Source organism: Streptomyces caatingaensis (assembly GCF_001187435.1).
Taxonomy (GTDB): domain Bacteria; phylum Actinomycetota; class Actinomycetes; order Streptomycetales; family Streptomycetaceae; genus Streptomyces; species Streptomyces caatingaensis.
On record NZ_LFXA01000010.1, the window covers coordinates 115094 to 141589 of the forward strand.

Annotated in this window: 22 protein-coding genes; 9 read left to right on the plus strand and 13 right to left on the minus strand. The window is 74.1% G+C overall.

From position 1 onward, the window contains the following. Window positions 1–517: 517 nt before the first annotated feature. Window positions 518–1303 (plus strand): transcriptional repressor LexA, encoded by a 786-nt coding sequence (lexA, locus tag AC230_RS17270; protein ID WP_049717161.1) that lies wholly within the window; start codon window positions 518–520, stop codon window positions 1301–1303. 717 nt (window positions 1304–2020) lie between these two features. Here the strand turns inward: lexA and AC230_RS17275 are convergent. From AC230_RS17275 to AC230_RS17285, 3 genes are all read right to left on the minus strand, one after another. After that, window positions 2021–4027: an ATP-dependent DNA helicase gene (locus tag AC230_RS17275; RefSeq protein ID WP_049717162.1), complete on the minus strand. Its 2007-nt coding sequence runs from the start codon at window positions 4025–4027 to the stop codon at window positions 2021–2023. A 71-nt stretch (window positions 4028–4098) separates the two neighbouring features. After that, window positions 4099–5910 carry an IucA/IucC family protein gene (locus AC230_RS17280; RefSeq protein WP_053161224.1) on the minus strand — a complete coding sequence of 604 codons (1812 nt, stop codon included), beginning with the start codon at window positions 5908–5910 and terminating at the stop codon, window positions 4099–4101. Between the two features lie 25 nt (window positions 5911–5935). After that, window positions 5936–7057 carry an aminotransferase class III-fold pyridoxal phosphate-dependent enzyme gene (locus AC230_RS17285; RefSeq protein ID WP_053161227.1) on the minus strand — a complete coding sequence of 374 codons (1122 nt, stop codon included), beginning with the start codon at window positions 7055–7057 and terminating at the stop codon, window positions 5936–5938. Between the two features lie 270 nt (window positions 7058–7327). Here AC230_RS17285 and AC230_RS17290 point away from each other — a divergent pair, with 270 nt between their 5' ends. Further along, the gene (locus AC230_RS17290) at window positions 7328–8539 is read left to right on the plus strand and encodes a trypsin-like serine peptidase (RefSeq protein WP_049717163.1); all 1212 of its coding nucleotides are present in this window, start codon (window positions 7328–7330) and stop codon (window positions 8537–8539) included. Window positions 8540–8592: 53 nt separating this feature from the next. Here the strand turns inward: AC230_RS17290 and hflX are convergent, their stop codons facing one another. From hflX to miaA, 6 genes are all read right to left on the minus strand, one after another. Continuing rightward, window positions 8593–10092, minus strand: a complete 1500-nt coding sequence (hflX, locus tag AC230_RS17295) for a GTPase HflX (RefSeq protein WP_049717164.1) — start codon at window positions 10090–10092, stop codon at window positions 8593–8595. Between the two features lie 138 nt (window positions 10093–10230). Then, a complete protein-coding gene (locus AC230_RS17300; RefSeq protein WP_049717165.1) occupies window positions 10231–11703 on the minus strand; it encodes a M1 family metallopeptidase in 1473 nt (490 codons plus the stop codon). A 102-nt stretch (window positions 11704–11805) separates the two neighbouring features. Continuing rightward, on the minus strand, window positions 11806–13929 hold the full coding sequence (locus AC230_RS17305; protein ID WP_049717166.1) for a RelA/SpoT family protein: 2124 nt from the start codon (window positions 13927–13929) through the stop codon (window positions 11806–11808). A gap of 200 nt (window positions 13930–14129) precedes the next feature. Further along, window positions 14130–15014 carry a diaminopimelate epimerase gene (dapF, locus tag AC230_RS17310; RefSeq protein WP_049717167.1) on the minus strand — a complete coding sequence of 295 codons (885 nt, stop codon included), beginning with the start codon at window positions 15012–15014 and terminating at the stop codon, window positions 14130–14132. Between the two features lie 55 nt (window positions 15015–15069). Then, on the minus strand, window positions 15070–15519 hold the full coding sequence (locus tag AC230_RS17315; protein ID WP_049717168.1) for a hypothetical protein: 450 nt from the start codon (window positions 15517–15519) through the stop codon (window positions 15070–15072). Window positions 15520–15625: 106 nt separating this feature from the next. Next, window positions 15626–16564, minus strand: coding sequence for a tRNA (adenosine(37)-N6)-dimethylallyltransferase MiaA (gene miaA, locus AC230_RS17320; RefSeq protein ID WP_049717169.1), 939 nt, complete (start codon window positions 16562–16564; stop codon window positions 15626–15628). A gap of 182 nt (window positions 16565–16746) precedes the next feature. Here miaA and AC230_RS17325 point away from each other — a divergent pair, with 182 nt between their 5' ends. Then, window positions 16747–16995 carry a hypothetical protein gene (locus tag AC230_RS17325; protein WP_049717170.1) on the plus strand — a complete coding sequence of 83 codons (249 nt, stop codon included), beginning with the start codon at window positions 16747–16749 and terminating at the stop codon, window positions 16993–16995. A gap of 36 nt (window positions 16996–17031) precedes the next feature. Next, entirely contained in the window at window positions 17032–17277 is a 246-nt protein-coding gene (locus tag AC230_RS17330; protein WP_049717171.1) for an antitoxin, read from the plus strand. A gap of 74 nt (window positions 17278–17351) precedes the next feature. Here AC230_RS17330 and AC230_RS17335 read toward each other — a convergent pair whose 3' ends face one another. After that, window positions 17352–18062 carry a class III extradiol dioxygenase subunit B-like domain-containing protein gene (locus AC230_RS17335; RefSeq protein WP_049717172.1) on the minus strand — a complete coding sequence of 237 codons (711 nt, stop codon included), beginning with the start codon at window positions 18060–18062 and terminating at the stop codon, window positions 17352–17354. A 50-nt stretch (window positions 18063–18112) separates the two neighbouring features. Next, the gene (gene miaB / locus AC230_RS17340; RefSeq protein WP_078871335.1) at window positions 18113–19639 is read right to left on the minus strand and encodes a tRNA (N6-isopentenyl adenosine(37)-C2)-methylthiotransferase MiaB; all 1527 of its coding nucleotides are present in this window, start codon (window positions 19637–19639) and stop codon (window positions 18113–18115) included. A gap of 149 nt (window positions 19640–19788) precedes the next feature. On the opposite strand from miaB, the gene AC230_RS17345 reads away from it, so the two are divergent. After that, window positions 19789–20787, plus strand: a complete 999-nt coding sequence (locus AC230_RS17345; RefSeq protein ID WP_049717214.1) for a TAXI family TRAP transporter solute-binding subunit — start codon at window positions 19789–19791, stop codon at window positions 20785–20787. Here AC230_RS17345 and AC230_RS17350 read toward each other — a convergent pair. Together AC230_RS17350 and AC230_RS17355 are read right to left on the minus strand one after the other, a co-directional pair. Next, a complete protein-coding gene (locus AC230_RS17350) occupies window positions 20766–22178 on the minus strand; it encodes a sensor histidine kinase (protein ID WP_049717174.1) in 1413 nt (470 codons plus the stop codon). The genes AC230_RS17345 and AC230_RS17350 overlap by 22 nt on opposite strands. 11 nt (window positions 22179–22189) lie before the next feature. Then, a complete protein-coding gene (locus AC230_RS17355; protein ID WP_049717175.1) occupies window positions 22190–22894 on the minus strand; it encodes a response regulator transcription factor in 705 nt (234 codons plus the stop codon). 263 nt (window positions 22895–23157) lie between these two features. Between AC230_RS17355 and AC230_RS17360 the strand changes: the two genes are divergently transcribed. From AC230_RS17360 to AC230_RS17375, 4 genes are read left to right on the plus strand one after another with little or no spacing between them, the layout of a single operon-like run. Beyond that, window positions 23158–23934 (plus strand): amino acid ABC transporter ATP-binding protein, encoded by a 777-nt coding sequence (locus tag AC230_RS17360; protein WP_049717176.1) that lies wholly within the window; start codon window positions 23158–23160, stop codon window positions 23932–23934. A gap of 36 nt (window positions 23935–23970) precedes the next feature. Beyond that, a complete protein-coding gene (locus tag AC230_RS17365) occupies window positions 23971–24891 on the plus strand; it encodes a glutamate ABC transporter substrate-binding protein (protein ID WP_049717177.1) in 921 nt (306 codons plus the stop codon). Window positions 24892–24950: 59 nt separating this feature from the next. Then, a complete protein-coding gene (locus tag AC230_RS17370; RefSeq protein ID WP_049717178.1) occupies window positions 24951–25601 on the plus strand; it encodes an amino acid ABC transporter permease in 651 nt (216 codons plus the stop codon). Continuing rightward, entirely contained in the window at window positions 25598–26473 is an 876-nt protein-coding gene (locus tag AC230_RS17375) for an amino acid ABC transporter permease (protein WP_049717179.1), read from the plus strand. The genes AC230_RS17370 and AC230_RS17375 overlap by 4 nt, the downstream gene beginning before the upstream one ends. Window positions 26474–26496: the final 23 nt, after the last annotated feature.

Below are 26496 nucleotides of genomic sequence, written 5' to 3' on the forward strand. Positions count from 1 at the left end.
GATCTGGTGTCCGGCGACCAGGCCGCCCCGACGCGTGTCGCGTGGCGACGGCCGCGCGGGACCGCGGAAGAGCCTACGCGAGGGGCGCGGTGGCGGCCTCGCGGGGCCGTGGATGACACACTGGTGGCCCGTCGCCGGGCGGCGGGGGCGCGCCACCGCCGTCCGCCCGCCGCGCCGGCTTCCCGCCCGTCCGGTCCGGCGATCCCGGCACCGGGTCCTGGCGGGATCCTGGCGGGATCCCGGCGGGGTTCCCCGGGCGGCTTCCGGGGCGGCCCCCGGGGCACGGCCTCGGAAATGCGGGAAAACGTCGGACGCGGCGGCCGAATTCACGGGAACGGCCCCTCCGGGAGGCCGGAAACGAGTCGAATTGATCTTCGCTCGCACACCGCGCTCGTACACCCTCCGCCCTGATCACGTCAGTGAATCAGCGATATTTCACTCGAACGTGTGTTTGGCGCAACCTTTCGAAAGCAACTACCGTTGTCCAGCTAGGGAGAACATTTCGAGAGGGGCCGACGTGACCACCACCGCAAACAGCGCCACCATCACCGCCCAGGACCGCTCCCAGAACCGACTCGACCAGACACACCCGATGAACGATTCAGCCATGAACGCCGAGGGGCAGAAGCCCGCCCGCTCGCTCCCCGGGCGTCCACCGGGGATCCGGGCGGACAGCTCCGGTCTCACCGACCGGCAGCGCCGCGTGATCGAGGTCATCCGGGATTCGGTCCAGCGCCGCGGCTACCCGCCGTCCATGCGCGAGATCGGCCAGGCGGTGGGGCTCTCCAGCACCTCCTCCGTGGCGCACCAGCTGATGGCGCTGGAGCGCAAGGGCTTCCTCCGCCGGGATCCGCACCGCCCCCGCGCCTACGAGGTGCGCGGCTCCGACCAGCCCAGCTCCCAGCCGACGGACACCACCGGCAAACCCGCCGCGTCGTACGTGCCCCTGGTCGGCCGGATCGCCGCCGGTGGCCCGATCCTCGCCGAGGAGTCCGTCGAGGACGTCTTCCCCCTCCCCCGCCAGCTCGTGGGCGACGGTGAGCTCTTCGTCCTCAAGGTGGTCGGCGACTCCATGATCGAGGCGGCCATCTGCGACGGGGACTGGGTCACGGTCCGCCGCCAGCCCGTCGCCGAGAACGGCGACATCGTGGCCGCCATGCTGGACGGCGAGGCCACGGTCAAGCGCTTCCGGCGCGAGGACGGCCACGTCTGGCTTCTCCCGCACAACTCGGCCTACCAGCCGATTCCCGGCGACGAGGCGACGATCCTCGGCAAGGTCGTGGCGGTGCTGCGGCGCGTCTGAGACGCCACCGCGACACCCCCTGGAGGCGGGCCCCGGAACCACTGCGCCGGTTCCGGGGCCCTTGTATGTGCGGGGGCGGGGGCTTGGGCGGGGGCATTGGGCCGGGGTCTGTCCCTGGGGGCCGCCCAGGTGGGGCCGAGGCCCTGACCCCTCGGTGGTGCGGCGCCTTCCCCGCCGGGGTTCGGAGCCTCTGCCCGGGGGGCGGGAGGCCCGGCCATCGGGGTGCCGCGAGGCCCGGCCCGGGGTGCGCTGCCCCCGGCCCAGCGGGGTGGGCGCGAGCCCAGCGGGGTGGGCGCGAGCCCCACGAGGTAGGCGCGAATCTCGCAAGGTAGGCCACGAGCCCAGCCGGCAGGCCCGAGGGAGCAGCCGTCCAGTCGGCGAATCCGTGATGGCGGGGACGGCGCGGACGGCGCGTACCGCCGTTCCCGGCCGCACTCAGCCGCAGCCGGCCAGGCCCGGGCCGCTGCGGACGCCGCCCGTCAAGCCGCGCGCAAGGCACTCCCCGTCGATGCGCCCCCGGTGCCGGCGGGAGATGTGCGCTCCCGCGATGCGGGAGCGGCGCATTGCGAAGCAGGCGCATTGCGAAAGGAAATGGCCGATTCGTGGGCGGGGTTGAGCGGAGGCGTGAAGGCGTTGAAGGCGGAGGCTGAACGTCGAACGCTGAACCCTGACCCCCGAACCCCGAACCCCGAACCCCGAACGCTCAACGCCGAGCGTTCAGCTCTTCGCCTCCTTGGCGGCAGCGTCAATCGCCGCCAGGGAACGGCGCACTTGATTCCGGTCGGTCGTATACCAGAAATCCGGGAGGGAAGCGCGCAGGAACGATCCGTAACGCGCCTTCTCCAGGCGCGGGTCGAGCACCGCGACGACCCCGCGGTCGCCGGACGCCCGGACGAGCCGGCCGGCGCCCTGGGCCATGAGCAGGGCCGCGTGGGTCGCCGCGACGGCCATGAAGCCGTTGCCGCCCGCCTGCTCCACGGCCCGCTGGCGGGCGCTCATCAGGGGGTCGTCGGGGCGCGGGAAGGGCACCCGGTCCATCACGACCAGCTGGCAGCTGGGCCCGGGCACGTCGACGCCCTGCCACAGGGAGAGCGTGCCGAACAGACACGTACGGGCGTCACCGGCGAAGGTCTTGATCAACTCGCCGAGCGTCTCCTCGCCTTGGAGGAGGATCGGCAGGTCGAGCCGGCCGCGCAGCTCCTCGGCCGCCGCCTGGGCCGCGCGCATCGAGGAGAAGAGGCCCAGTGTGCGGCCCCCGGCCGCCTCGATCAGCTCGGCCAGCTCGTCGATCATGTCGGCCCGGCCGCCCTCCCGGCCCGGCTGGGCGAGGTGCTTGGCGACGTAGAGGATGCCCTGTTTGCGGTAGTCGAAGGGGGAGCCGACGTCCACGCCCTTCCACTCCGGCAGGTCCTCCCCCGTGACGCCCTCGGGTGCCAGGCCGAGCGAGGCGCCGACGCCGTTGAAGTCACCGCCGAGCTTGAGGGTGGCCGAAGTGAGCACCACCGAACGCTCGTTGAAGAGCTTCTCGCGCAGGAGCCCGGACACCGAGAGCGGCGCCACCCGCAGGGAAGCACCACTGGGCCGGAAAGCGGCTCCGCCGCGGAGGTCGTGCCGCTCGTACCAGACGACGTCGAACTCCGAGCCCTCCAGGATCCGCTCGGCCACCCCGTGCACGTTCTCGACCATGGCCAGGGCCTGCTTGCGGACGGCGTCCTCGTCCTGGACGGACTTGTCCCGGGTGTTCCCGATGGCCGTGATCACCGTACGGGCCGCGTCGCGCAGGGCCGCGAGCGCGTACCGCAAGTCCTCCGGGAGCTCCTCCAGGCGGCCCGGAAGGGCCAGCTCCATCAGCCGCTCGAAGCCCTCGGCCGCGGTCTGGAGCGCGTCGGCCGCCTTCTCGTCGACGAGCTTGGCGGCCCGCTTCACGGCCCGGTCGACCTGGCCCGGCGTGAGCTCGCCGGTGGCGACGCCGGTGACCCGGGAGACCAGCTCGTGGGCCTCGTCGACGATCAGCACCTCGTGGCCCGGCAGGACCGGGGCGCCCTCGATCGCGTCGATGGCCAGCAGCGCGTGGTTGGTGACCACCACGTCCGCGAGCTTGGCGCGCTCGCGGGCCGCCTCGGCGAAGCACTCCGCCCCGTAGGCGCACTTGGAGGCCGACAGGCACTCCCGCGAGGTGACCGAGACCTGGGACCAGGCCCGGTCGGAGACGCCGGGGGTCAGGTCGTCGCGGTCGCCGGTCTCCGTCTCGTCCGCCCAGTCGCGCAGCCGCAGCAGGTCCTTGCCGAGGCGGCTGGTGGGGGCCGCGGCCTCCAGCGGGTCGAAGAGCCCCTCCTCCTCGTCCTGCGGCACGCCCTCGTGGAGCCGGTGCAGACACAGGTAGTTGGACCGGCCCTTGAGCATGGCGAACTCGGGGCGGCGGCGGAGCAGCGGATGCAGGGCTTCCACCGTGCGCGGCAGGTCGCGCTCGACGAGCTGGCGCTGGAGCGCCAGCGTCGCCGTGGCGACCACCACCCGCTCCCCGTGCGCGAGGGCCGGCACCAGGTAGCCGAGCGACTTGCCGGTGCCGGTGCCGGCCTGCACGAGCAGGTGGGACGTGCTGTCGATGGCCTCGGCCACGGCTTCGGCCATGGCGACCTGACCGGGACGCTCGGTGCCGCCGACGGCGGTGACCGCGGCGTGCAGCAGGTCGGTCAGTGAGGGCTGGGAGGAGGAGGCAGTCATAGCCCTTCCACCCTACGGGGCGGCACCGACATCGCGGGGCTCCTCCGCGCCGCCCGCCGCCCCGGTCCGTCTCATCCGCCCGGCCCGGCAAGGGGGTTGGCGATCTCCGCCGGGCCCGCCCCGTCCGCCAGCAGCGCCGGGGAGCGCAGGACGGCGGTCTCCAGCAGATACCGGGGCAGCGGGGAGGACGCGGTGTCGCTCCGGGCGAGGAACCGGCGGAAGGCGGCCAGCGCGATCTCCTCGTCCAGCAGCCGCTGGGAGCCCAACGCCCCGATCAGTCCGAGGACGTTGTCGACCGCCAGGTGGTGGGCGAGCCGCTCGTCGGCGCGCGCGTCGGACAGGAACGCGCCGTTTCCCGCGCCGATGCCCGGGAGCCGTGCTTCGAGCTCCGCCCTCCGCGCCTCCCGGAGGCGGTGGCCGCCCCGGTGGCGGCCGCCGGCCGGCCAGCCGTCCGGGTCCAGGAGGACGAGGGTGTTCTGCTGGTGGGCGTCGAGGACGACGCCCGCCGCGCCGTCGAGCCACAGCACCGGGCGGACGACCGCCGACAGGTACCGCAGGAACCACTCGGTGGCGATCACGGCCCGCGGCCGCCCGGTGCGCAGGGCGAGCCGGGCGACGAGGTCGGCGAGCCGGGAGGCCATGGCGGGGTGGCCGGCCGGCGTCTCGCGGCCCGGCCAGGGGCGCAGCGCGGTGAGCCCCGCCAGGCAGACGGCGTCGTCGCCCGGGCCGAACGGATTGTGCCGGACGCCGGTGTCCAGGCCGGGCAGCGGCGTGCCGTCCGGGGCGTCCACGGCCAGCAGCGCCGGGTCGCGGACCACGTCGAAGCCCGGGCAGGCGGCGCGCCACCGCTCGGCCAGGCCGCTGCGCAGCAGCCGGTGCAGGGCGACGCCGCGGAGGGCGGCGGCGCGCAGCGGCTCCCGGCCGGTCCCGGCGATGTCCAGGCCGAGGGAGAGGCGGAGCATCGCGGGCGCGCCGGGACGGTGCACGGTGCGGACGGAGGAGGTGGGGTGCCAGGGCCCGCCCCGGGGCCCCAGGTCGTGGAGCAGCCCGTCGTCCAGCAGGCGGGCGACGACGGGGTCGTGGCGCAGGGTGCGGGCCTGCCACGGGTGCAGCGGGAGCGGCACGGTCTCGTCGGGCAGGTGGGTGCCGGGCGGCAGGAGGCGGGTGGTGAGGGCGGCCGCCTCGACGGGACGGCCGCGTTCCGTCCAGGCCGAGTCGGCGACCAGGACGGACCGGTGGACGGCGAGCCAGTGCAGCGGGAAGCCGCCCCGGGTCTCCGGCGAGTAGTGCGCGGCCTCCGCGGCGGTGAGCCCCTCGCGGCTCTTGGGGGCCGGGTGCAGGGGGTGTCCGAGGAGCGACGACTGCTCGCCGTGGAGGAACAGGGCGGCGCCGTCCGGGTCGGCGGGGCGGGCCCGGCGGTGCTCGACGAAGGAGGCGGTGCGGCGGACCGAGTCGGCGACACGGGCGACGAGGTCGGCGGCGGTGGGCGCGGGGCGGTCCGGGCGGGACGCGGCGTGCGCGGCCTCCGCGGCGAGGAGGGCGGCGAGGGCGACGGCGTCCGGGGCGGGGGCGTCGGCGGGGGCGCCCGTGACCGTGGGGGTGCCGAAGCGGTGGGCGCCGGTCGCGGACCAGTAGCGGACGGGGACGTGGAGGACGATGCCGGTGGAACGGAGCGGCAGTTGCAGGCAGTTGCCCCGCGGCCGGGGCACGCGCCGCTCGCGGACCCAGCAGCGCAGCAGGTTGTCGCGGGCGGCGCTGTCGGCGGCGGTCCGGGGGTCGGGGTGGTCGAGGGGGTCCTGCGCGGGGCGCCCCGCGGGGACGCGGCCGCGGGGCACGACGGCCCGGGCGGCGGCCGTGGCGGCGGTGGTCAGGGGTGCCTTCATACGGTGCGGCGCCGTGCCGCCGGCGTCAGGCCGGGGCCGCGCCTGCCTCCTTCCGCGTGCTGACGGTCTTCGTGCCGGCGGTCTTCCGCGTCCTGGCGGTGGGCGGGCCGGGGAGCGGGACCGCGGCGATCGCGTCGCAGAGCCGGTCGAGCACGGCCTCCGCCTGCTCGTCGGTGATGGTCAGGGGCGGCAGGAGGCGCAGCACGGCGGGCCGGGCGTCGCAGGGCCCGACGATCAGGCCGCGCCGCAGGCAGGCGTGGCGCACGGCGGCCGCCGTGCCGGCGTCGGCGAACTCGACGCCGAGGACGAGCCCGAGGCCGCGCACCTCGCGCACGGCCTCGTGGGCGAGCACGTCGCGGCGCAGCCGGGACAGGAGGCGGGCGCCCAGGCTCCGGGCGCGGTCGGCCAGGTGGTTCTCCCTGAGGTGGCGCAGGGTGGCGCCGCCCGCGGCCAGGGCGAGCCGGTTGCCGCGGAAGGGCTCCGGCGGTCCGGCGGGCAGGCCGTCGCCGTGGACGACGAGGGCCAGTGGCAGGCCGCCGCCGACCGCGCCGGACAGGGCCATCACGTCGGGGACGACGCCGCCGTGCTCGATGCCCCAGAACCTGCCGGTGCGGGCCGGGCCGGTGCGGGTCTCGTCGGCGACCAGGGGGACGGACCGGGCGGCGGCCTCGTCGCGCGCGCTCCGCAGCCGTTCCGCGCCGGTGACGAGCACGCCGTCCTCGTCATGGACGGCCGCGACGGCCTCGGCGCCGGGCACGGGCCCGAGCGCGGCGGCGAGCGCGGCCGCGCGGGAGGGCGCGCAGAAGCGGACGCGGGCCCGGCGGGCGAGGGGTTCCGGCAGCGTCGCGCGGAGTTCGGCGAGGAAGGCGTCGTGCAGGGGGCCGGGCACCCCGGAATCCGGGAGGGCGCAGGAGTCCGGGACGGAGCGGACGGCCTCCAGCACGACGGGGTGGTTGTGGCCCAGCACCAGGGATCCGGCGCCGGGGAAGCAGTCCAGGTAGCGCCGGCCGTCGGCCCCTTCGATCGTCAGTCCACGGGCGCGCACCGGCACGATGGGCAGGGCGCGGGCGTGCGTGCGTGCCGTGCGCGCCCGCCGCGGACCCCCGCGCGTCGCCGGGAGCGCCGCCGGCGGCTGGGTCGAGGCCACGTCCTGAGTCCCCCTCCTGATGAACGCCGGGATGAACGCCGAGGCTCCCCCGTACGTACCAACGACGCGGGGGCCGGGGGAACACGGGCGAAGGGCGAGAAGGTGCGGTATGCCACACAGGGGGCGGGCAGCCTGCCCCGCGTCCCGCCGCGTCGTCGTAGGGTGACCCTGCCCCGTCGCCGGGGCGGTGCATGACAAGTTCATCAGCCGTGCGCGCCGACGACCGGACGCGTGCGGGTCCATGTGTCACAGAACGGGGGAATCCACTCCATGCCATCCCAACGCCCGTCCCTGCTCCGCCGGCGAGCGCCGCGCGCCCTGGTCGCGGCCGCCGCGGCGACCGTGTTGGCGCTGACGGCCGCGGCCTGCGGTCCGTCCGACGACGAGGCGGCCGGCGGCGACAAGGCCTCCGCCTCGGCGGCCGCGCAGGACGACAGCACCCTCAAGCTTCCCAAGGGCCTCACCCTCAAGGACCTGGACAAGTGGAAGGGCGGCGCCTGGAAGAAGTGGGACAAGGAGCAATGGCTGCGTGAGGCCAGGGACTTCGTCAACCCCATCATCGAGGGCCACTGGAAGCCCGGTTCGATGAAGGACGCCCATTCCAGCGACAAGACCCTCAAGGACGCCCCCGGCACCGCGCCCGGCGGCATCGGCCAGGGCGACCAGGGCGTCACCGACCCCGAACCACGCCCGGTGCGGGCCAAGGAGGTCGGGAAGCCCTACCGGCAGCACGCGGCACCGGTGGGCAAGGTCTTCTTCGACAGCCCGCAGGGGCACATGGTCTGCTCGGCGACGGTCGTCAAGGACCCGGCGCACCCCGGCAAGTCCAACCTCGTCTGGACCGCGGGCCACTGCGTCCACGCGGGCAAGAACGGCGGCTGGTACCGCAACATCGCCTTCGTCCCCTCCTACAACGACAAGGGCCTGCCCGCCTCCCAGGTCAACACCGCGCCGGTGCAGGACGTGGCGCCCTACGGCGTGTGGTGGGCGGACTGGGCCCAGACGTCCAGCCAGTGGATCACCCAGGGCGCGGAGACCGGCGGCGCGGGCGCGCCGTACGACTTCTCCGTGCTGCACGTGAAGCAGGAGCGGGGCACGGGCAAGTCGCTGGAGGAGACCGTCGGCACCGCGCTGGCGGTGGACTTCAACGCCCCGCAGGTGAAGTCCATCCGCACGATGGGGGCTTGGGGCTACCCGGCCGCGCCGCCCTACAACGGCCAGATGATGTACGACTGCATCGACAAGCCGGGCCGACTCTCCCTGGACGCCGCCCAGCCCACGATGTACCGCATCGGCTGCACCATGACCGGAGGCTCCTCGGGCGGCGGCTGGTTCGCCCCCGGTCCCGACGGCAAGGCGGTGCTCGTCTCGAACACCTCCATCGGCCCGTCCGACAGCCGCTGGCTGGCCGGGCCGCACCTGGGCCCGGAGGCGAAGGGCGTCTACGACGCCATCAGCCGCAGGTTCGCCTCGGCCCGCTGAGCGCATGAGAAGGGCCCGCCCCCGAGGGGAGCGGGCCCTTCCGCGTACGGACGTCAGACGGCCTGGACGAACTTCCGCAGCTCCGCGGCGAGTTCCTCGTGGACCCGGGCCTTGACCAGGGTGCCCTCGGCGGTGTGCTCCTCGGAGAGCACCTCGCCGTCCGAGTGGATGCGGGCGGTCAGCGACCCGTGCGTGTACGGCACGAGGGCCTCGACCTCGACCGCGGGCCGCGGCAGGCGGTCGTCGATGAGCGCGAGCAGCTCGTCGATGCCCTCGCCGGTCCGCGCGGACACGGCGATCGAGTGCTTCTCGACGCGCAGCAGCCGCTGGAGGACCAACGGATCGGCCGCGTCCGCCTTGTTGACCACGACGATCTCGGGGACGTCGGTGGCGCCCACGTCGCGGATGACCTCGCGGACGGCGGCCAGCTGCTCCTCCGGCGCCGGGTGCGAGCCGTCCACCACGTGCAGGATCAGGTCGGAGTCGCCGACCTCCTCCATGGTGGAGCGGAACGCCTCGACGAGGTGGTGCGGCAGGTGCCGGACGAAGCCGACGGTGTCGGCGAGGGTGTAGAGCCGCCCGCCGGGCGTCTCGGCCCGGCGCACGGTGGGGTCGAGGGTGGCGAACAGCGCGTTCTCCACCAGGACTCCGGCGCCGGTGAGGCGGTTGAGCAGCGAGGACTTGCCCGCGTTGGTGTAGCCGGCGATGGCGACCGAGGGCACCTTGTTGCGCTTGCGCTCCTGGCGCTTGAGGTCGCGGCCGGTCTTCATCTCCGCGATCTCCCGGCGCATCTTCGCCATCTTCTCGCGGATCCGCCGCCGGTCCGTCTCGATCTTGGTCTCACCGGGGCCACGGGTGGCCATGCCGCCGCCGGACGAACCGGAGCCGCCACCGCCCATCTGCCGCGACAGCGACTGGCCCCAGCCGCGCAGCCTCGGCAGCATGTACTGCATCTGCGCCAGGGAGACCTGCGCCTTGCCCTCGCGGGACTTGGCGTGCTGGGCGAAGATGTCGAGGATCAGCGCGGTGCGGTCGACCACCTTGACCTTGACGACGTCCTCGAGGTGGATCAGCTGGCCGGGGCTCAGCTCACCGTCGCAGACGACGGTGTCGGCGCCGGTCTCCAGCACGATGTCCCGCAGCTCCTGGGCCTTGCCGGAGCCGATGTACGTGGCCGGGTCGGGCTTGTCGCGGCGCTGGATCACGCCGTCCAGGACGAGGGCGCCGGCGGTCTCGGCGAGCGCGGCCAGCTCCGCGAGGGAGTTCTCGGCGTCCTGGACCGTGCCGGACGTCCAGACGCCGACCAGCACCACGCGCTCCAGGCGCAGCTGCCGGTACTCGACCTCGGTGACGTCCTCCAGCTCGGTGGAGAGACCGGCGACGCGGCGCAGGGCCGCGCGCTCGGAGCGGTCGTACTGGTCGCCGTCGCGCTCCCCGTCGATCTCGTGGCTCCAGGCGACGTCCTCTTCCATCAGGGCGTCGGCCCGAAGACCCTCGGCGAGGCTCTGCCGGTCCTGCGGCCGGTCCTGGGGAAGGGAAGAAGTGGAGGTCATGTGATCCTTTGCTCGTCGGGTGTGCGGAGGGCGGGGCCCGAAGGTCCCTGTGTCGACAACGCTCCGCGGCCCCCGGGGATTCCCCGCGGCCCGCCGCGCCGGGCGACAGGACGATGTTCCCACGCCGCGCCGGGGGCGTCACGCGGGTTTCCGGGTGGGCTTCCAGTCGGGGTGGCCCGGCATCGGCGGGGTCGTCGGCTCGTACAGCCAGGCGTGCAGGAACGGGGCGAGGTTCCGGTGGGCGACCCGGGAGGCGAGGCGGACGAAGTCGGCGGTGGACGCGGTGGAGTCGCGGTGGGCGGAGACCCACGCGCGCTCCAGCTCCTCGAAGGCGGGGGTGCCGATCTTCTGCCGCAGGGCGTAGAGGACCAGCAGGCTGCCGTCGTAGACGACCGGCCGGAAGATGCCGACCTTCTTGCCGGGGGCCGGGGCCTTGAGGAGCGCGGGCGGTCCGCCGTCGGTCCGCATCAGGTCGGAGAACTCGTACGCCCGGCGGACCCGGTCCTCCAGCTTCCGCCCGCCCCTGGACTCGGCGTACAGGGACTCGTACCAGGTGGCGTGGGCCTCGTTGAGCCAGACGTCGGACCAGGTGCGGGGGGTGACGCTGTCGCCGAACCACTGGTGGGCCAGCTCGTGGACCATCACCGACTCCACGTACCAGGAGGGCAGGTCGGTGCGGGTGAACAGGTCGCGCTCGAAGAGGGAGAGGGTCTGGGTCTCCAGCTCGAAGCCGGTGGACGCCTCGGCGATCAGCACCCCGTAGTTCTCGAAGGGGTACTTCCCCAGCTTCCCCTCCAGCCACGACAGATGCTCGGGGGTCTTCGCCGTCCAGCTCCCCAGCGGCTCGCGCCCGTCGGCCGGCAGGACGTCGCGCAGGGCCAGGCCGTGCGGGCCGGTGCTCTCCGGGACGACGGAGCGGCCGATGGCGACCTGGGCGACCTCGGTGGCCATCGGATGCCGGGTGCGGTAGACCCACGTCGTGCCGGAGCCCCGGGTGACCCGGGCGACGCGCAGCCCGTTGGCGACGACCGTCAGCTCCTTCGGCGCCCGTACGCGGAAGGTGAACAGGGCCTTCTCGGAGGGGTGGTCGCTGCCGGGGAAGACGCGGTGCGCCGCGTCCGCCTGGTTCGCCATGACCAGCCCGTCCTTGGTCGTCACCCAGCCGCCCTCCTTGGAACCCCGGGGGTCGCTGGTGTGGTGGACGGTGACCGTGAAGGGGGTGCCGCGGGGGACGGGACGGGCGGGGGTGACGACGAGGTCCTCCTCGACCGGGGTGAAGGCGGCCCGCGCCCCGTTGACCTCGACCGACCGCACCTCCCCCCGGGCGAAGTCGAGGTTGAACCGCGCCAGCCGCGCCGTGGACCGGGCGTCGATCCGGGTCACGGCGTCCAACGGGGCGGTGTTCCCGTGGTAGTCGAAGAAGATGTCGTAGTCGGTGACGTGGTACCCGGGGTTGCCGAGGTACGGGAAGAGCCGGTCCCCGATGCCCAGCGGGGCGGGCGGCGGGGCGGCACCCGCCAGCAGGAGCAGGGACGCGGTGGTGGCGAGGGCGGCGCGGCGGCGGAGGCGCCTGCGCCGCCGCGGGGAGCGCTCCCCGGGTGAGTGCAGCATGCGTCCACCGCTACCAGCGCGCCGCGGCCGGTGGTGCGCGGCGCGCAGGGCCCCACCCGTACGAGCGTTTCCGGCCCCGTGTGCGACGGGACGCCGCGGGGGTCAGAGGGACGCGGCGGCGGGCCGGCCCGCGCGGCCGACGTCGTAGACGCCCGGGACGCGGCGCATCGCCCGCATCAGCTCGGGCAGCAGGGCGGCGTCCGGGAGCCGGAGGGTGTAGGTGTGGCGGACGCGCTGCTCGTGCGGCGGCTCGACGGCCGCGGAGACCACGGCGGCGCCCTGCGAGGCGATGACCTCCGTCAGATCGGCGAGCAGGCGCGGCCTGCTGAACGACTCGGCCCGCAGCGTCACCCGGCAGTCGCCCGCCCCCGGCCCGTCGGGGTCGCGCCAGTGGACGCGGATCCGCCGCCGGCCGGCGGTGACCATACGGGCCACCACCGGGCACTCGGCGCGGTGCACGGTCACCGCGTGGCCGCGCACGGCGAACCCGGTGACCTCGTCCGGGCGGACGGGGGTGCAGCAGCCGGCGAGCCGGACGTGCGCGGCGGCGAGGCCCTCCTCGTCGCAGACGACGGCGACGGGGGCGCGGGCGGCGGGGGCCGGGGCGCGCGGGGCGCACCGGGCGGCGGGCGGCGCGGGCCCGTCCTGGGAGGCGGCGGGCTCGGACGCGGGATGGGTGGCGAACCAGCGGGCGATGGCGATGCGGGCCGCGGGGGTGCGGGCGTGCTCCAGCCAGTCGGGGGACGGGCCGGAGGCGGTGTCGGGGGACATCAGCAGGTGCAAGGTGTCCCCGTCGCGCAGGACCGTGCTGAGCGTCACCAGGCGCCCGTTGACCCGGGCGCCGATGCAGCTGTGGCCGCCCTGCCCGTACTGCGCGTACGCCGCGTCGACGCAGCTGGAGCCGGCCGGGAGACCCACGGTGCCGCCGTCGGCGCGGAAGACGGTGATCTCCCGGTCCTGCGCGAGCTCGTCGTGGAGGGACGTCCAGAAGGTGTCGGGGTCGGGGGCGGCGCGCTGCCACTCCAGCAGCCGGGAGAGCCAGCCGGGGCGGGTGGGGTCCGAGCGCTCGTCGTCGGCCGCGGCGGCCGGCTCCGGCGCGGCGTAGGGGTTGCCGAGGGCGATCACGCCCGCCTCGGCGACCCGGTGCATCTGGTGGGTGCGGACGATGACTTCGGCCACCTCGCCGTCCTCGCCGGCGACGGCGGTGTGCAGCGACTGGTAGAGGTTGAACTTGGGGGCGGCGATGAAGTCCTTGAACTCCGAGATGAACGGCGTGAAGCAGGTGTGCAGTTCACCGAGGACCGCGTAGCAGTCGGCGTCCTCCGCGACGAGGACGAGCAGCCGGCCCAGGTCCGACCCGGTCACCTCGCCGCGCTTGAGGCGCACCCGGTGCACGGAGACGAAGTGCCGTGGCCGGACGAGGACTTCGGCGGTGACGCCGGCCTCGCGCAGCACCGCGCGCACCCGGCCGGCGGTGGCCTCCAGCGGGTCGGGGCGGCCGGCGTGGGCGCGGACGACGTCCCGGGTGCGGGCGTACTCCTCGGGGTGGAGGACGGCGAAGACGAGGTCCTCCAGCTCGGCCTTGAGCACCTGGACGCCCAGCCGTTCGGCGAGGGGGATCAGCACGTCGCGGGTGACCTTGGCGATGCGGGCCTGCTTCTCGGGGCGCATGACGCCGAGGGTGCGCATGTTGTGCAGCCGGTCGGCGAGTTTGATCGACATCACGCGGACGTCGTTGCCGGTGGCCACGAGCATCTTGCGGAAGGTCTCGGGCTCGGCGGCGGCGCCGTAGTCGACCTTCTCCAGCTTGGTGACGCCGTCGACGAGGAAGCGCACCTCCTCGCCGAACTCCCGCCCGACCTGATCGAGCGTCACCTCGGTGTCCTCGACGGTGTCGTGGAGCAGCGAGGCGGTCAACGTCGTGGTCTCGGCGCCCAGTTCGGCCAGGATGAGGGTGACGGCCAGCGGGTGGGTGATGAACGGGCCGCCGCTCTTGCGGGTCTGGCCGCGGTGGGAGGTCTCGGCGAACTCGTAGGCGCGGCGCAGGATGCCGAGGTCGGCGCCGGGGTGGTGGGACCGGTGCACCTTGGCCACGTGCTCGATGGCGTCGGGGAGGCGGTCGCGGGCGCCGGAGCCGCCGAGGGCCGCGCGTCCCAGCCGTCGCAGGTCGATGCGGCGGCCGCGCCTGCGGCGGGGAGCACGTTCGTTCGTGGCCTCTGCGCTCATGGGCACCTCCGGCAGCCTCGACCGGCGGTGGGCTCACGCCTCCGGACCGGTGCTTGATGCTACCGACCCCATCACGCACCGCTCACCCCCTCTCGCCCAGAGTGAAACGGATCACCCATTCGAGCGAGGCGCGTGTCCGGAAATCCGGTGAAACGACCGCGGGCGGTGGCTGCGGACCGTCAGAAGGCCGCGAGGGACCGTCAGGAGGCCGCGAGCCAGGAGGCGTCGAGGTGCCCCTCGGCGACGATGACCGCCGGGCCGGTCATCTCGACCGTGCCGTCCGGCAGCTCGGTGATCACCAGCCGGCCGCCGGGGACGTCCACGGTGTACGTGACGGGGTGTCCGGCGACGGCGGGGTCCAGGCCGTCGCGGCGGGCCGTCGCGACGGCCACGGCGCAGGTGCCGGTGCCGCAGGACCGGGTCTCGCCGGAGCCGCGCTCGTGCACCCGCATCGCGACGTGGCGCGGGCCGCGGTCGACGACGAACTCGACGTTGGCGCCGTCCGGGTAGGCCGAGGCGGGGGCCACCGCGGGGGCGGTGTAGAGGTCGCCGGCGTCCGCGAGGTCGTCGACGAAGAGGACGGCGTGCGGGTTGCCCATGTTGACGTTGCGGGCGGGCCAGCTCCGCTCGCCGACGGAGACGGTGACCTCGCCCTCGGGGAGCGCGGCCCGGCCCATCGCGACGGTGATGTCGCCGGGCCTCCCGTCCGGGCCCGCCTTGGCGATGTGGACCCGGCGCACGCCCGCCCGGGTCGCGACGGCCAGGTCGCCCTCGCCGGCCAGGCCGGCCCGCTGGAGGTAACGGGCGAAGACGCGGACGCCGTTGCCGCACATCTCGGCGACGCTGCCGTCGCTGTTGCGGTAGTCCATGAACCACTCGGCCTCGCCGGCCATCGCCCGCGCCTCGGGGTGCGCGGCGGAGCGCACCACCCGGATCACGCCGTCCCCGCCGATGCCGGCGCGGCGGTCGCACAGCCGCACGACGGCGGCCGGGGACAGCTCCGTCAGCCCGTCGTGGTCGGGGAGGATCACGAAGTCGTTCTCGGTGCCGTGGCCCTTGAGGAAGGCGGTCTGCGCGGTGCTCACGTGTCGATGGTACGGGGCGCTGACCAGCGCCTTCCAGCCGGAGCCGGGGTGACCCTCAGCGCAGCCGGGCCACGCGCCACACCGCCAGGGCCGCGACGACCAGGACGACGGCGGCGTACGCGGCGACGCAGCGCCAGTCGGGCCGCCGTCCCGAGCCGCGCTGCGGCAGGCCGGGCCAGGTGTAGCCGACGCGGCGGGCCGCCATGACGCCCCAGCCGGCGGCGCAGCCGCTGATGAGCAGGCCGAGCATGGCGACGACCGGGCCGCCGTCGCCGAACTCGAAGGCCAGCGGGAAGGCGAACATCAGGGAGCCGAGGGCGGCGAGCACGACGATCGGCGCGAGCTGCCAGGCGCGGAGCCGGCGCGGGGGGCGCAGTTCGCGGAAGGACGCGGGGGCCGCGGCGTCGGGCGCGGGCGTCCCGTCGTCCTCGGGGCCGTCCGGGGAGAGGGCGGCGCTCTCACCGCGGGGCGGCGGCTGCGGTCTGTCGCGAGGGCCGGCCTCCATCGCCACGCGCCCTCCCAACCGGACTTCACGGCTCGATCGAAGTTTGATGATGGCACGCCCGGGAAGGCCGCGATGACACGTGGCGCGTCCCGATGCCATCACGTGATCAGGCTGTGACCGCCCGTTCGACCAACGCCAGCGCGCGCCCCGGGAGTTCCGCCCGGTCCGCGGCGGCCCCGCTGAGCCAGTGGACCCGGGAATCCCGGCGGAACCAGGAGTCCTGACGGCGTGCGAAACGTTTGGTGGCGCGGACGGTCTCGTCACGCGCGGCCCGCTCGTCGCACTCGCCGGCGAGGAAGGCGAGCACCTGCTGGTAGCCCAGCGCGCGCGAGGCGGTGCGCCCCTCGCGCAGCCCCGCGCGCTCCAGCGCGCGGACCTCGTCCACGAGCCCCGCCTCCCACATCCGGTCGACGCGGGTGGTGATGCGCGCGTCGAGTTCGGGGCGCTCGACGTCGACGCCGATCTGGAGGGTGTCGTAGACGGCCGTCTCGCCGGGCAGGTTGGCGGTGAAGGGCCGGCCGGTGATCTCGATGACCTCCAGGGCGCGGACGATGCGCCGCCCGTTGCCGGGCAGGATCGCGCGGGCGGCCTCGGGGTCGGCGGCGGCCAGCCGGGCGTGCAGCGCGCCGGGGCCGAGCCCGGCCAGCTCCTCCTCCAGCCGGGCGCGCACGGCGGGGTCCGTGCCGGGGAACTCCAGGGCGTCGATGGCGCCCTTGATGTACAGGCCGGAGCCGCCGACCAGCACGGGGGTGCGTCCCTCGGCCAGCAGCCGGTCGATCTCGGCGCGGGCCAGGCGCTGGTACTCCGCGACGCTGGCGGCCTCGGTGACGTCCCAGATGTCGAGCAGGCGGTGCGGCACCCCCTGCCGCTCCTCCATGGTCAGCTTGGCGGTCCCGATGTCCATGCCCCGGTAGAGCTGCATCGAGTCCGCGTTGACGACCTCGCCGTCCAGGTGCCGCGCGAGGGCGACGCCGAGGTCGGACTTGCCGGCCGCGGTGGGGCCGACGACGGCGATGACCTGCGGTGCGGGGGCTGCTTTTCTCACCGCACCAGTCTCGCAAACCTCAGCGCGCCGCTCGAACGAGCGACGTGACGCGACGCCCCCGGTCTCGTTGCCTGTTGCGAGGTTCCGACCGCCGGTTAACGGGCCGGAGCCCGGGAGCGGCGCAAGGGGACGCACCGGGCGACCCGGGATTTCGCTCACACCAGTAAGGTAATGGAGTAGATATGGGCGTGTTTTCATGGCTTCGCCGTAAGCCGTCGCAGGCGTCAACGGAGGAGGCCACGGCGGACACCCGCGCGGCGGAATCCGACGCCGCCACCGCGGTGGAGGCGGCCTCGGAGGAGGCGGCCCCGGCCGAGGAGTCCGCGGCCGGCGAGGGGGCCGTCGAGGGGGGAGAGGGCGTGGAGATCCCCAAGCAGCAGTCCGCCGAGGAGGCGGCCGACAGCGAGGCCGGCGAGGGCGCCCGCAAGTAGCGCGCCGCGCGCGGAAGGAAGCGAGGGTAGGTGCCCATGGGCCTGTTCGACGATCTCAAGGCCAAGCTCGGTCCGGTGAAGGACAAGGTCGGCGACCTCGTGCAGCAGCACGGGGACAAGATCGAGCAGGGTCTGGACAAGGCCGCTCAGGTGGTCGACTCCAAGACCGACGGCAAGTACAGCAGCCAGATCCGGACCGGTACGGGCAAGGCCAAGGAGGCCCTGGAGAGGCTCGCCGAGCAGGACGGCGGATCCGCCCCGGGCGGCAAGGGCACCTCCTGACGGTCCGTACCGGCGAACGGCCGCGGAGCACGCGCTCCGCGGCCGTCGGCGTGTCCGGAGGAGACCCGCGGGGGTCAGGACCAGGCGGCCACGTGGTAGCCGACCCCGTACGGCGCCTCGTCGTACAGCAGCGCGCCGCGCAGCCCGGCGCCCTCCGCGGCGCCCGCGAGCACCTGCCAGGGCGCCCGTCCCCCGGCCTGGAGCTCCCGGGCGAGGTCCGCGTCGACGCCGGCCAGGGCGGCGGTGTCGGCCGCGCCCAGGGCGGCGGCCGTGGCGGCGTCGAAGGGCTCGGCCCGGTCGTCCAGGTAGCCCGGCGCCTTGAGGGTGCGGCAGGCGCTGCCGTCCCCCGTCACCAGCAGGGCGACGCGGTCCTCGCCCGCGGCCAGGTCGCGGCCCGCGGCCAGGCAGGCGTCGGTGGCCAGCGCCGCGTCGACGGCCAGGCCCTCGACGGGCGCGGCCGACCAGCCGGTGCGCTCCAGCAGCCAGGCGGCGACGGCCAGCGACAGCGGCAGCGGGCGGGCGCCCACGGCGCCGTCCCGGCCGAGGCGGACGTCGAGGTCCACCCCGAAGCCGCGGAACGAGCCGACCGCGCCCTGCGGGTAACGGCCGTCGCGGGGCGGGGCGGCGGACCCGACGACGACGAGCCGGTCGGGCCGGGCGGCGGCGGCCACGGCCACCGCGTCCAGGCAGGCGGCCCGCAGGGCGTCGAGCTCCGGGGCGGCCCCGGCGGCCAGTTCGGGGACGAGAAGCGGCGGACAGGGGCATACGGCGGCGGCGACGAGCATGCCGGAACGATAACGCCCCGCGCCCTGCCCGCCGCCGCCCGCGGCCCGCGTCAGGCCAGCCCGCAGCCCGGGGCGGACGCCTCCGGCAGCGGCGCCGGCGCGCCGATCGTCGGGATGCCGAGCATCACGCCCTTGGGCTTCTCCGCCGCCGCGGCGTTGCGCTTCTCCCAGGCGTCGCCGGCGCGGGTGCGGCGCACGGCCTTGGCCGGGCCCTCGGCCAGCAGGTGGTGCGGGGCGGCGTAGGTGATCTCCACGGTGACCATGTCACCGGGGCGCACCGGCTCGTCCGGCTTCGCGAAGTGGACGAGGCGGTTGTCGGGGGCGCGGCCGGACAGGCGCCGCGTCGCGTCGTCCTTGCGGCCCTCGCCCTCGGCGACCATGACCTCCAGGGTGCGGCCGACCTGCTTCTTGTTCTCCTCCCAGGAGATCTCCTCCTGGAGGGCGACCAGCCGCTCGTAGCGCGCCTGCACGACCTCCTTGGGGATCTGCCCCTCCATCTCTGCCGCGGGGGTGCCGGGGCGCTTGGAGTACTGGAAGGTGAAGGCCTGCGCGAAGCGGGCCTCGCGGACCACGTGCAGCGTCTGCTCGAAGTCCTCCTCGGTCTCGCCGGGGAAGCCCACGATGATGTCGGTGGAGATGGCCGCGTCCGGCATGGCCGCGCGGACCTTCTCGATGATGCCGAGGAAGCGCTCCTGGCGGTACGAGCGGCGCATGGCCCGCAGGACCGTGTCCGAGCCGGACTGGAGCGGCATGTGCAGCTGCGGCATCACGTTCGGCGTCTCGGCCATGGCGGCGATCACGTCGTCGGTGAAGTCGCGCGGGTGCGGCGAGGTGAAGCGGACGCGCTCCAGGCCCTCGATCGTCCCGCAGGCCCGCAGCAGCTTGGAGAACGCCTCGCGGTCGCCCATGTCGGAGCCGTAGGCGTTGACGTTCTGCCCGAGCAGGGTGATCTCGGTGACGCCCTCGGCGACGAGCGCCTCGACCTCGGCCAGGATGTCGCCGGGGCGGCGGTCCTTCTCCTTGCCGCGCAGCGCGGGCACGATGCAGAAGGTGCAGGTGTTGTTGCAGCCGACGGAGATCGAGACCCAGGCCGCGTAGGCGCTCTCGCGGCGGGTGGGCAGCGTGGAGGGGAACGCCTCCAGCGACTCGGCGATCTCGACCTGGGCCTCCTCCTGGACACGGGCGCGCTCCAGCAGGACGGGCAGCTTGCCGATGTTGTGCGTGCCGAAGACGACGTCGACCCAGGGGGCCTTCTTGACGATGGTGTCCCGGTCCTTCTGCGCCAGGCAGCCGCCGACGGCGATCCGCATCCCGGGGCGGCGGGCCTTCACCGGCGCCAGCCGGCCGAGGTTGCCGTAGAGCTTGTTGTCGGCGTTCTCGCGCACGGCGCAGGTGTTGAAGACGACGACGTCGGCCTCGCCCTCGGCGGTGCCCTCGGGCGCCCGCACGTAGCCGGCGTCCTCCAGCAGGCCGGAGAGCCGCTCGGAATCGTGGACGTTCATCTGGCACCCGTAGGTGCGCACCTCGTACGTTCCCTTGACGTCCACTGCCTGGCTCCGGTCGCTGCTGATGGTCATTCCTCAAGGGTAAGGGGGTGCCGGAGCGGTCAGGGCCGCCCGTGGGGGAACGCCCGGTCCCGCAGGGCAGCCGGACCGGCCGTTTCCGATCATTGCCGGACACGTCCGTTCCCCTGGCCGCCCGGCGCCGCGGCTGGCAGGATCCGACCGTGGCCCCCCGGATCCCGCACCTCGACGGGCGCCGCGCCGTCCGGGCGGGCGCCGTGGCCGCCGTGCTGTGCGCGCTGCTGGCGTGGTGGCTGGCGGCGCCGGAGGGGACGCCGTCCCCCTCGGGCCGGATGTCGATCGCCACCGGGACGCCGTCCGGCGTCTACGCCAAGTACGGCGCGCTGCTCAAGGACGACCTGGCCCGCGACCTGCCCGCGCTGGACGTCCGGGTCCGCCACAGCCAGGGCTCGCTCGACAACCTGCGCCAGGTGGCCTCCGGCGAGGCCGACTTCGCCATCGCGACGGCGGACGCGGTCGCCACGTACGTCGACGAGCGGCGCCCGGGCGCCGGGCGGCTGCGCGCCTGCGCCCGGCTCTACGACGACTACATCCACCTGGTGGTGCGCGCCGACGCGCGCGTCGGCTCCGTGCGCGACCTGCGGGGACTCAAGGTCGGCGTGGGGGCCGACGCCTCGGGGGTGCAGCTGATCGCCCGGCGGCTGCTGGGGGCCGGCGGGCTCGACCCCGAGCGGGACGTCGTCCCGGTCAAGGCGGGCATCGACACCCTGCCGCGGCTGCTGCGCGAGGGCGGCGTGGACGCCTTCTTCTGGTCCGGCGGGCTGCCCACGGCCGGCCTCCAGACGCTCAGCCGGCAGCTTCCGCTCCGCTTCGTCCCGCTCGGCGACACGCTCGCCCCGCTGCGGAGGCTGGGCGACGAGGCCCGCCACTACCGCGCGGCGGTGATGCCGACCGACGCCTACCCCTACGCCCACGCCACCGAGCCGGTGCGGACCATCGCGGTCGCGAACCTCCTCATCACCACCGACCGCACCGACGCCGCCCTCACGGAGGGCGTCACCCGCACCGTGATCGACAGCCGGGACCGCATCGGCAAGGAGGTGCACGCGGCCCAGCTCGTGGACCTGCGGACGGCGGTGTTCACCGACCCGCTCCCCCTGCACACCGGCGCGCGCCGCTACTACGTCTCGGGCAAGCCCTGATCCGGGGGCCGTTCGCGCGGCACCCGGATCGTCACCCGCAGCCCCCGCGGCGCGTTGGGCGCGTACGACAGGGTGGCGCCGCCCGCGGCGAGCAGGGCGCGGGAGATGGACAGGCCGAGGCCGGAGCCCGAGACGTTCTGGTGACGTCCGCTGCGCCAGAACCGGTCGCCGACGCGGGCGAGTTCCTCCTCGGTCAGCCCGGGGCCCTCGTCGGCCACGGTGACCGTCACCCGGTCCCCGACGACGGCCAGGGAGACCTCGACCCTCGTCCCGGCGGGCGTGAACTTCAGCGCGTTGTCCACGACGGCGTCCAGCGCGCTGGACAGGGCGACCGGATCCGCCCAGCCGGTCGCGGCGGGCGGGCCCGTGTACTCCAGGGCGACCTCCTCGCGCTCCGCCACCGGGGTCCAGGCGCCGACCCGGTCGGCGACCAGCCGGGCGATGTCGGTCAGCTGGAGGTCGGCGGCACTGTGCTCGGCGAGCGCCAGGTCCAGCAGGTCGTCCAGGACGCGGGCCAGGCGCTTGCCCTCGGCGCGCACCGAGGCGACCTCCGCGTGCCCCTCGGGCAGGTCGAGGGCGAGCAGGTCGATCCTCAGCAGCAGGGCCGCGAGCGGGTTGCGGAGCTGGTGGGAGGCGTCGGCGACGAAGGCGCGCTGCTGCTCCAGGACGCTCTCGACGTTGTCCGCCATCTCGTTGAACGACCGGGCCAGGCGCCGGAGTTCGGGCGGTCCGCTGTCGGCCGCGACGCGCGCCTTCAGCCGGCCCTTGGCCATGCCGTGGGCGGCGGCGTCCAGGGTCCGTACGGGCCGCAGCACCCAGCCGGTGAGCCGGAACGCCGCGGCGACGGCCAGCAGCATGGCGGCGGTCTCGCCCGCGGCCAGCAGCAGCCAGCGGTGCAGGATGCGTGAACGCAGGGCCCCGGTGGGCGAGTCGGTGACGACGACCGCGACGACGTCGCCGTCCCGGATGACGGGCGAGGCGACGGTGAGCCGGCCGTGGCGCCAGGGCCAGACCTGGGCGGGGTCGTGGCTGCGGCGGCCGGCGAGGGCCTCGTCGAACGCCCGCCGGCCCTCCCCGCGGTCCGGCGCCCGCCAGCCGGCGGGGGCGGCGGCCACGGCGGTCCGGTCGCGCCGGAAGACCCCGGCCCGGATGCCGTACAGCTCCTCGTAGCGGGTCAGTTCGGCGCTCAGCGTCGCCGTCCGCTCGTCCGCACCGGACTGCTGGAGGCCGACGAACTGGGCCAGCGCGGCGAAGCGGGCGGTGTCGTCGATCCGGTCCACGACGACGCGCTGCTGGAGCACGGCGGCCGTGCCGGCGCCGAGCGGCAGCCCGAGGGCGAGCAGCACTCCGGCCATCAGGACGATGAGGAGCGGGAGGAGGCGGGCGCGCACGGGCGGCGCCGTCAGGCCGCGGGGACGACGATTTTGTACCCGACGCCCCGCACGGTCTCGATGAGGGCGGGCATGCGCAGCTTGGCGCGGAGCGAGGCGACATGCACCTCGAGGGTTCGTCCCGTCCCCTCCCAACTCGTGCGCCACACCTCGCTGATGATCTGTTCCCGGCGGAAGACGACGCCGGGGCGCCGCGCGAGCAGGGCCAGCAGGTCGAACTCCTTGCGGGTGAGGGGGACCACGACGCCGTCCACGGCGACGCGGCGGGTGGGCAGTTCGATGGTGAGCCGCCCCAGGCGCAGTTCGCTCCCGGGGGAGCCCTCGGACGGCCCCGCGCGCCCCTCGGCGGGTGGCGTGCGCCGGGCGACGGCGTGGATGCGCGCGAGGAGTTCGCCGGTGTCGTACGGCTTGACGACGTAGTCGTCGGCCCCCAGGTTCAGGCCGTGGATCTTGGAGCGGGTGTCGGCGCGGGCGGTGACCATGATGACGGGGGTGCTGCCCGCCCGCCGGATCCGGCCGCAGACCTCGAAGCCGTCCTGGTCGGGCAGCCCGAGGTCGAGCAGCACCACCCCGAACGGGGCGCCGTCGCCGGGCAGGAGCGCCTGCAGGGCCTCCTCGCCGCTGCGGGCGTGGGTGACGGAGAAGCCGTGCCGGGCCAGGACGGCCGACAGGGCCGCGGCGACGTGGTCGTCGTCCTCGACGAGCAGCAGTCTCATCGTCCTCCGTCCCGGTCCGCCGGCTGGGTGCGGCACCCCCGCATCCACGCCGATGGACGCGGCGTACGTCAAGGGGGCCCGGTGGGCCGGAGGGCTTCCGTTATGGAGCCGGTACGCCTCCGCGCGCCCCCGTGCGCCCGTTCACCGACCGTGTCCGTGTGCGGCCGTTTCGTTATGCTCAATTTCCGCTCAGATGTAATGACGCTGGTCGTGACGGCTCACTACTGTCCTCTCAACCGAGGAGGACGGAGCGTGGAACGCCGATGAGCCAAGCACCGGTGAACGACGGCACGGGCCCCGCGGCGGACCCCCTGGTCGTCCTGAACAAGGTCAACAAACACTTCGGCGCGCTCCACGTGCTCCAGGACATCGACCTGTCCATCGCACGCGGCGAAGTCGTCGTCGTCATCGGCCCGTCGGGCTCCGGGAAGTCCACGCTGTGCCGGACGATCAACCGTCTGGAGACCACCGACTCCGGCACGATCACCATCGACGGCAGACCGCTTCCCCAGGAGGGCCGCGAACTGGCCCGGCTGCGCGCGGACGTGGGGATGGTCTTCCAGTCGTTCAACCTCTTCGCCCACAAGACCGTGCTCGCCAATGTGACGTTGGGCCAGACCAAGGTCCGCAAGAAGGACCGCGCGACGGCCGAGGCCACCGCCCGCACGCTGCTCGACCGGGTCGGGGTGGGCGCGCAGGCGGACAAGTATCCCGCCCAGTTGTCCGGTGGCCAGCAGCAGCGCGTGGCCATCGCCCGCGCGCTGGCCATGGATCCGAAGGTGATGCTCTTCGACGAGCCGACCTCGGCCCTCGACCCCGAGATGATCAACGAGGTGCTGGAGGTCATGCAGCAACTCGCCCGCGACGGCATGACGATGGTCGTCGTCACCCACGAGATGGGCTTCGCCCGCTCCGCCGCCGACCGCGTGGTCTTCATGGCGGACGGACGCATCGTCGAGGAGGCCGTCCCCGACCGGTTCTTCAGCAACCCGCGCAGCGACCGGGCCAAGGACTTCCTCTCCAAGATCCTGCACCACTGAGACCCGCCCCCATACCGCCATGCAAAGGACGCGCAGATGAAGCTCCGCAAGACCGCCGCGGCGGCCGCCGTGGTCGTGGCACTGTCCGTGACGGCGACCGCCTGCGGGAAGGAGGGCAGCCCGGACGACAAGAAGGACGGGGCCACCGGCGGATCCTCCGCACCCGCGGCACCGAAGTACCGGGTCAACACCGCGGCGGACGTGAAGGGTTCACCCGTCTTCGAGAAGATCAAGGGCAAGAAGATCACCATCGGCACCAAGGCCGACCAGCCCAACCTCGGCTTCGAGAATCCCGGCACGAAGACGCGCTCCGGCTTCGACGTGGAGATCGCCAAGATGGTCGCGGCCGACCTCGGCTTCGACGAGAGCCACATCGAATTCAGGACCGTGCCCTCGGAGTCGCGCGAGACGCAGATCGCCAGCGGCGGCGTCGACCTGTACGTCGGCACGTACACGATCAACGACGAGCGCAAGAAGCAGGTCGGCTTCGCCGGCCCGTACTACATCGCCGGGCAGGACCTGCTGGTCACCTCCGACAGCTCCGTCAAGGGCCCGGAGGACGTCAAGGGCAAGAAGGTCTGCTCCGCCACCGGCTCCACCCCGCTCAAGCGGATCAAGGAGGCCAAGTACGGCGCCGCCGAGGTCAAGGCCCAGCAGGGCTACCAGCTCTGCGTCCAGGAACTCGTCAACGGCACGGTCGACATCGTCACCACGGACGACGCGATCCTCAAGGGCTACGCGGCGCAGAACGGCGGCAAGCTCAAGGTCGTCGGCAAGCCGTTCTCCAAGGAGCCGTACGGCATCGGGCTGAAGAAGGACGACAAGGCGCTGCGCGAGGCGGTCAACAAGGCCCTGGAGGCGCACGAGAAGAACGGCGACTGGAAGAAGGCGTACGACGCGACCCTCGGCCGGTCCGGCAGCGAGGCCCCGGCCCCGCCCGCCGTCGAGCGCTACTGACGCGGCCCGGCCCGGAGAGCGCGATGCCCCGGAGAGCCCTGTGACCCCGGAGAAGTGACGTGAACGTTCTGTCGGACCACTTCGCGGAGTTCCGCGAAGGCTTCCTGGGCACCGTCGAACTGACGGCGTCCAGCGCCCTGCTCGCCCTCGTCCTGGGCATCCTGATCGCCGGGTTCCGCGTGTCGCCGGTGCCCGCGCTGCGCGCGTTCGGCACGGCGTGGGTGACGCTGCTGCGCAACACCCCGCTCGTGCTGCTCTTCCTGGCCGTCACCCTGGGCCTGCCGGCACTCGGGCTCAAGGGCTGGGACTCGTTCTGGCTCGCCGTCCTCGCCCTCGGCTGCTACACCTCGGCCTTCGTCTGCGAGGCGGTGCGCTCGGGCATCAACACCGTGCCGGTGGGCCAGGCCGAGGCCGCCCGGTCGATCGGGATGACCTTCACCCAGACCCTGGGGCAGATCGTCCTGCCCCAGGCGGCCCGCACCGCGATACCCCCGATCGGCAGCCTGATGATCGCCCTCGCCAAGAACACCGCCATCGCCTCGGGCTTCAACGTCGCGGAACTCGCGGCCCTCCAGAAGCAGTTGAACGCCGACGAGGGCTACAACATCTATGTGATCTTCCTCTGGATCGCCCTCTGCTACCTCATCATCACCTTCGCCATCAGCGGCCTCTTCCGGCTGCTGGAGAGCAGGCTGGCGGTGACCCGATGAGCGCGAGCGTCCTCTACGACGCGCCCGGCCCCAGGGCCCGCGTCCGCAACCGGATCTACGGCGCGGTCTCCGTCCTCGCCATCGTCGGCCTGGTGGCCTTCGTGATCCAACGGCTCGACACCACCGGCCAGTTCCAGGCCGGGCTGTGGGAGGCGTACGAGTACACCGACACCCAGCACCGGATCCTCGACGGCCTGCTGACGACGCTCAAGACCTTCGGGATCGCGGCCCTGCTGTCCCTGGCGCTGGGCGCCCTGCTGGCCACCGCGCGGCTCTCCGACCACCGGCCGGTGCGCTGGACGGCGACCGTGGTCGTGGAGTTCTTCCGCGCCATGCCGCTGCTCATCATGATCTTCCTGCTGTACGCGGCGGTCTTCACCAACGACCCCATGTGGGCGCTGGTCATCGGGCTGACGCTCTACAACGGCTCCGTGCAGGCGGAGATCTTCCGCTCCGGCATCAACGCGGTGGCCAAGGGCCAGAGCGAGGCGGCCCACGCGCTCGGGCTGCGCAAGACGCAGGTGATGGTGCACGTCCTCGTCCCGCAGGCCGTGCGGTCGATGCTGCCCTCGATCATCAGCCAGCTCGTGGTGACGCTGAAGGACACCGCGCTGGGCTTCATCATCCTCTACGAGGAACTCCTCTTCGTGGGCAAGGCGTTCGCCGCCCAGACCCAGCCCGTGAACGGCGTCTACGCCTTCATCCCCATGGTCATCGTCTTCGGCTCGATCTACATCCTGCTCTGCCTGGCCCTCTCCGGCGTGGCGACCTGGATCGAACGGCGCACGAAACGCTCGCGCAAGGGCGCCCCTCCCGCTCCCCCCGTGGCCGTCGACCTCGGGACCGGCGGGTCCGGTGTGGTGAACCCCTGACGCGCCGCGGGGGCACGCGTGGC

What these genes read in the sequence shown, in the direction of transcription:
- hflX (WP_049717164.1), bottom strand. Translation starts at nt 10,092, where the DNA reads ATGACCTCCACTTCTTCCCTTCCCCAGGACCGGCCGCAGGACCGGCAG.
- AC230_RS17325 (WP_049717170.1), top strand. Translation starts at nt 16,747, where the DNA reads ATGGGCGTGTTTTCATGGCTTCGCCGTAAGCCGTCGCAGGCGTCAACG.
- AC230_RS17290 (WP_049717163.1), top strand. Translation starts at nt 7,328, where the DNA reads ATGCCATCCCAACGCCCGTCCCTGCTCCGCCGGCGAGCGCCGCGCGCC.
- AC230_RS17355 (WP_049717175.1), bottom strand. Translation starts at nt 22,894, where the DNA reads ATGAGACTGCTGCTCGTCGAGGACGACGACCACGTCGCCGCGGCCCTG.
- AC230_RS17330 (WP_049717171.1), top strand. Translation starts at nt 17,032, where the DNA reads ATGGGCCTGTTCGACGATCTCAAGGCCAAGCTCGGTCCGGTGAAGGAC.
- AC230_RS17365 (WP_049717177.1), top strand. Translation starts at nt 23,971, where the DNA reads ATGAAGCTCCGCAAGACCGCCGCGGCGGCCGCCGTGGTCGTGGCACTG.
- AC230_RS17315 (WP_049717168.1), bottom strand. Translation starts at nt 15,519, where the DNA reads ATGGAGGCCGGCCCTCGCGACAGACCGCAGCCGCCGCCCCGCGGTGAG.
- AC230_RS17375 (WP_049717179.1), top strand. Translation starts at nt 25,598, where the DNA reads ATGAGCGCGAGCGTCCTCTACGACGCGCCCGGCCCCAGGGCCCGCGTC.
- AC230_RS17305 (WP_049717166.1), bottom strand. Translation starts at nt 13,929, where the DNA reads ATGAGCGCAGAGGCCACGAACGAACGTGCTCCCCGCCGCAGGCGCGGC.
- AC230_RS17335 (WP_049717172.1), bottom strand. Translation starts at nt 18,062, where the DNA reads ATGCTCGTCGCCGCCGCCGTATGCCCCTGTCCGCCGCTTCTCGTCCCC.
- miaB (WP_078871335.1), bottom strand. Translation starts at nt 19,639, where the DNA reads ATGACCATCAGCAGCGACCGGAGCCAGGCAGTGGACGTCAAGGGAACG.
- AC230_RS17360 (WP_049717176.1), top strand. Translation starts at nt 23,158, where the DNA reads ATGAGCCAAGCACCGGTGAACGACGGCACGGGCCCCGCGGCGGACCCC.
- AC230_RS17275 (WP_049717162.1), bottom strand. Translation starts at nt 4,027, where the DNA reads ATGACTGCCTCCTCCTCCCAGCCCTCACTGACCGACCTGCTGCACGCC.
- AC230_RS17280 (WP_053161224.1), bottom strand. Translation starts at nt 5,910, where the DNA reads ATGAAGGCACCCCTGACCACCGCCGCCACGGCCGCCGCCCGGGCCGTC.
- AC230_RS17300 (WP_049717165.1), bottom strand. Translation starts at nt 11,703, where the DNA reads ATGCTGCACTCACCCGGGGAGCGCTCCCCGCGGCGGCGCAGGCGCCTC.